We start from the raw sequence: 5,534 nt of genomic DNA, 5'->3' as shown, positions 1-5,534 counted from the left end.
TATAGCTTACGAAAATTTCTTTTGTGCAAAACAGACTTTTTCATAATCTAACCCGATGTACAACCCTTCTGTGAGATTTCCGCGTCGAGGTAATCACGTGCTGTGGCGGGGATGGGGAGTTTCGTGTCGCGCATTGTCGGCATCCTTCTGCTCTTTTTGGATACCTTCGCGCGACCGGGGCGCTGTGGCGGGGGCAAGAGCGGTGCGCTAGCACCGGGACCGGACCCACGCACAGGCCGCGCAGCGGGCGAGCATGGGGAGGACCCACCTCTTGCCCACGACGCGGCGCTCTGGTGCGACTTCTCGTCTTTCTATTCCTGATTTGTTTTTCTTGATCTTTCCGTTCGGTTTTTGCTTGTCTGTCAGTCATTCGATCATACGAACTTCGAAAATGATCGTGACGCACAGGAACCTCTATGTTAGAAAATAGAGGTTCACTTCAAATAAAGTTGGCGCTTGTGCCCATAATGGACACACTTCATGGCGACAACAAAAGTACGTCGTTCAGACGCTAAAACGGCTTTCTGGCGCACCACTCAGGATCGGAATGGCCTGCGGTAAGGGATTGAGAGAAAGTTTCAGAGGCTTATCGTGTCTCCCGTCCCAGGAAAGTCCATCACAAGGAAGCATCAGACGTTCCGCCAACGCATCACGATCACGCTGGAAACACACCCGTTCATTTCCACCCTGTGGACGCTGGCACGGACTTCCAGCTTTTGCACCACATCCGCGACATGCAAGAGACAGAGCCGGGTCTCCATCTGACCATTCCATATGGCATCGACGACAGGTGACAGGTTCATCAGTACATATCCAGCGTGTCGGACGCACCGAACGCTGCCACCGGTCTTCAGAAACGATCATGTGTTTGAGCATGGGATCATTCTCCTGAGTTAAGGCTCTTTGTGTCCTGGGTTTTCAGATGCGACGATCAGGATTGAGTGTTTTCTTCCACCAATGAGAAGTCACTGAGTGTTGTGGATCCAGTCCAGCGTTCTGCCCATTTTGAACACTGCCCTTCAGATCTCTGAATTGTCAGAAATGACAGGGCGCCAATACAAAGAAAGCCGCCCACTGGGCGGCTTTCCTGAAAAACGACTTTGGGCTCTCAATATTCGCTGGGAAGCAATACGATGCGTCCCATACCGGGCTCACGGAAAGCAAACAGTTTGACCTCATTGAGCGGGAAATCCGTATAAGGTATCTCCTGACGATAGAGTTCAATCTCGCCTTCGCCAGTTTTATCCCCATCTGTGCAAACAACGACCGCCGCATGTTTTTCAAGGTCAACCTGCAATGTCCAGAACTGACGCTCTTCAGTACGCAGGGCTGGCAGATACTGAACACTTGCCAACACATCAATCAGCCACGCTGCACCATTGGCTGCAAGATAATGGGCGCCATCTGTCAGCAGAAGACGGCTATGCCAGCGATAGTAGCGAGCAGTTCCGGTAAATCCAGCAAGAGCAGAAGACGTAATGGCGTGTGTCGGTTCCAGCGTTGCAGACATGAAAACTCTCCTTGAAAACGATGATTTTCTGGAAATGCATATTTCTGGATATTGGGTTGCATTTCCTGACATCTCCACGCGGGGCATAGTCTGGAGGCTGGAGCAAACGCGGCGCGCAGCGCCGGGATCGGACCCACGCGCAGACCGCACTGCGGTCGAGCATGGGGAGAACCAACCGTTTGCTCCAGACAGCAGACTATGGCTCTCTCCTGCTCTCATATTGCCTTTTATCTTTTCCTATTTTTTTGATGCCAACGCACGTTTGCGACGTGGTGGCGCAAGATAGGGACTGGAAATCCGTGTCGGCGACACATCAAGCCAGAAGCGGCCTCCTTTCGTCGCTTCAAGTGCATTCCTGATGGCTTTGGCTGCAAGAAATTCTGCCCCGTCATCACCGCCAAAGGCTGCCTGCTTCACATGCCACCAATCGTCAGGTTGCTTTTGCGGATCGGCTTCAAAAGCATAGGCGATAAGGTTCCCTGTGCGTTCAGGATCCTTGAGCGCTGGCTTGCCATTCGACATGAGATAAATGCCATTATCTCCTACCAGCATCAGCCCGGCAGGAACTTTGGTGAGATCGATGTCATCGTAAGACGGCGACTGTTTCTCTTTCCCATCTTTTAGAAAGGTGGGCTCATAGAGTTGGTCAAAGGTGGGCGTATGCTCTTTTGCTGCTTCAGCGTGAGCCAGCAACTGTGTCACGAGCGCATGATCAAAATGAAGTTTCATGACGGTATTTCCTTAAAACATGCCTCTGGATGGACATAAAAAAGGCGGCCCGTTCGATGGGCCGCCTGTATTTGTCAGACCATGATGATTTCAAGATGCTCAGGCATCTTGCGCGCCAGCTCTGCAAGTTGTGTCGGTATGCGTGGATCATCTGGTAATTCGGTGTGTGAGGAAGTCGTCTCAGACACAGACGATGTGTCATCTGCTGACACGTCTTCCTCAGGTGTCAGCGTCTCTTCATCAGCTTCAGCCACATCTTGTTCGTCACAGAGTTCCATGTCTGATGACTGGTCATCGATCTCATCATCTTCTTCAGTCTGTGCGTCCAATTGGGCCCGTGCTGCCGCACGCGCTGCCTGTTTTTTTATTTTGGCTTTCCATGCCGGAATGCCGGCTGCAAACGTCGCAGGTTCGGGCACCCAGCGTTTTTCACCAACATGCGCCATCAAGGCTTCACGCATAGCCTTTCCCGTGGGTTTTTCTTCCAGTCCTTCAGCCTGGACTGCCTTGGTAATCCCAGGTTTGCTGTAAGTCTTGAGGAAATCCTCAAAAGCCATCGTCGGCATATGGGCATCGGCATTGAACAGCACACCAAGAATCTGGGCAGGCAGTCCACTTCCACTATGCATGCTCACCTCGCAGTTCATGAAACTGCAAAGCACTTCAAGAGCAGCGTTCCGGAGCACTGCCGGATCGCGCACGAGCACGCCCTCTGGAAAGACACTTGCAACGGCCCGGTCCCGTTCGGAAGCCGCACCATAGGGATCATAAGTGTTATCTCCATGGATATTCACATTGTCAGCACTCAGGGCCAGCAGGAACGCCCCTATCAGATCCCATGGGTCCGCGCTCTCGCGGGCCGCTGCCAGTGCCTCTCGCAATGCCTGAGTACGGACCTCACCGATAATCTTCTGACCCGTTCCGGAAATATCCGCACGTTCCTTAGGCTTCTCGGCAGATTGGGCACTCGAAAACGAAAGTGACCCCTCCTCACCGCTCTGGGCTGTCCGTTGCGTGATTTTGCGCATCCGGCCAGTCTTGATCGCCAGAGTGCGGGAGCTCACCCAGATCGTCGGGATATCATCTGCCTGCTCCATTTCCCATGACCCAACACTCCGGTGTCCCTCGGGAACAATCCCTTCTCCATACTCGTTGGCCGGAATGAAGACGCAGCCTTCAGGTTTCGTTTTTTCGGCCCATATCTGCTGTGCCTTGAAGATCGCCGCGAACTGGGTGCAGTAACGATTGTCCTGCCCCCCCTGCCCGAACAGATCCTCTTCCCAGACCACGCCCGCCTCTTGTGCCGTCTCATCATCAAATTCAAAATCACGGGCATATAACTCGACCTGATCGAGATAGCGGACAAAATCTTCCCAGTCGAAGTGCGCAAACTCTTCCCTGCTCATTTCATAATCAGTTGGATCGACACCCTCATCCGCACTTTCGGCCCAGATCTCTGCCCAGACATCGCGTTGGCGCTCCAGCGGCGTGCGCGCAATCGCGTTGCGTTCCGTATAGGAAGGCCCAATCCCACCATCTATTGCCGCAATAATGGGCGGATGAATCTGGGATAACAGCATCAGGCCACGGAGATAGGCTGGTGTGACCATAAAAGCCCGACAGATTTCTGTATCAGTAGCGCCCTTCTCGCGCATATCCAGCACACCACGCCATTGTTCAGATTCTGTCATATCGGCACGCACGATATTTTCGGCGACAGCCGCCATCGTATCGCTCTTTTCATCACCTGAGCGGACGTGCACGTCAATTTCGGTCAATTTCGCCGCAATGCAGGCCCGCACCCGTCGGTGACCAGCGACAATCATCAGTTGACCATCCTCAAGTTCCCGCACGCATGGAGGATGAATCAGGCCCACTGTCTTGATATTCAATGCAAGCTGATGATCCGCGCGAGGATCTGGCTGCGTCTTGCGTGGATTGTTCGGGTTTGGTACGAGTGTTTTGGGATCAACGCGACGAAGTTCCGTCATGATACTCTCCTCACTGTCAGGGTCCTGAGGCGTTATTTGTCTGACCTCATACCTTTGGCACCGCCGCAGACGCGCATACGGGGCAAGGGCGTGCGTCAGCGCGGCCCCGGAACGGGGCGCACCCTTGCGGCGGGTGGGCGGCCTGTGGCCCGCCCTTGCCTTTTCGGCCTTCTGTTTTCCTTTTTTTCTCAGGCCACTTCCTCTGTTTTTTCAACCGCGTCAGAAGCAGCATCATCATTTGCTGTGGCTGATTTCAGCGCAGCTTCCTCTTCCTTCCCTTCTGCTTCCAGTTCGGCATCCAATGCGGATAGCTCGGCACATTTCGCCGCGAGATCGTCAGCTTCTGCAAAAGGAAGTCCCTCTCGCGCACGGTAAGCTGGCAGTCGGCGCAGTGCCTCTTCCAGACTGCGACGTGTTTCAGCCAGATCGCTGTCCAGACGCAGGGCTGCGTGCTCAATCCGTGAGATCAGTCCCAAAGGTTTGGTCTCACGATCGGTCTCGACCTCGATTTCTCCTGCAGGTGTATCCAGATAGATGGAGGAGACTACTTCTGGTTTTCTCTTGTCGGACGTTCTGAACTGCTGTTCATGCGCTTCGCACATCACTTCAAATCCGGCGATCCGACCCATGCTCCACTGCCCGGTCCGGCCTTCCCGTTCAGCAAGCCGCGCCTGCGACAGTATCCATGCCCCAGCTTTTTCACGGCTCTCAACCACCGTGGTGTCACGGTGCAGCGCAAACGCCTCCCCTTTCGTGGACACACGCTGGCCTATTGCCGCCTCAATTTTCGGAATGCGTGTCTGCGCTGTCTTGATGTCGCGTTCAGCTCTCTGGATCTGGCGACGCACATTGAACTGATCATCGAAATGTGCGGCCTGCAAACGCTCAAGACGCGCGATATCGGCTTCCAGGCCGGCTTTTTGAATCAGACGCATGTCGCCTGATGCCAGCGCTTTGGCCATTGCAAACTGGTTGCCTTCACCGCCCACATCCTCAATCCGGCGGATCGTCCGGTCTCCAGACATGGCAAGTCCGATAAAGCGCATCTTGCGCTCAAGGAGTTGCCAGTTGGTGGCGTCCACAGATCCCTGCTGGGCGTATGCGTAAACTTCCACTTCCTCGTGCTGGTTGCCCTGACGCACGATCCGACCTTCCCGTTGCATGATATCGGCCACAAGCCAGGGCACATCGAGATGATGCAGGGCTTTCAGGCGCTGCTGGGCATTCACTCCCGTTCCCATTGTGGCTGTTGAACCGATCAGGATACGCTTACGGCCTGCATTGAGATCACCAAACAGACGCAG

4 protein-coding genes and 1 pseudogene are annotated in these 5,534 nt (G+C 54.2%); all 5 read right to left on the bottom strand.

The window, feature by feature from the left end; genetic code table 11:
* Window positions 1-504: 504 nt before the first annotated feature.
* Window positions 505-876, bottom strand: a complete 372-nt coding sequence (locus FKW31_RS13815; protein WP_238332856.1) for a hypothetical protein — start codon at window positions 874-876, stop codon at window positions 505-507.
* A 232-nt stretch (window positions 877-1,108) separates the two neighbouring features.
* Window positions 1,109-1,510 (bottom strand): DUF6876 family protein, encoded by a 402-nt coding sequence (locus FKW31_RS13810; protein WP_238332855.1) that lies wholly within the window; start codon window positions 1,508-1,510, stop codon window positions 1,109-1,111.
* A 237-nt stretch (window positions 1,511-1,747) separates the two neighbouring features.
* A complete protein-coding gene (locus FKW31_RS13805) occupies window positions 1,748-2,239 on the bottom strand; it encodes a DUF3085 domain-containing protein (protein ID WP_087636550.1) in 492 nt (163 codons plus the stop codon).
* Between the two features lie 74 nt (window positions 2,240-2,313).
* A complete protein-coding gene (locus tag FKW31_RS13800; protein ID WP_087636551.1) occupies window positions 2,314-4,230 on the bottom strand; it encodes a ParB N-terminal domain-containing protein in 1,917 nt (638 codons plus the stop codon).
* 188 nt (window positions 4,231-4,418) lie between these two features.
* Window positions 4,419-5,534: pseudogene (locus FKW31_RS13795) on the bottom strand (lactate dehydrogenase); the annotation flags it as partial.

Origin of the sequence: Acetobacter sp. DmW_136, from assembly GCF_008690365.1 — a bacterium.
Classification (GTDB): Bacteria; Pseudomonadota; Alphaproteobacteria; order Acetobacterales; family Acetobacteraceae; genus Acetobacter; species Acetobacter oryzifermentans.
This window is presented reverse-complemented; position numbering and strand designations above follow the sequence as displayed.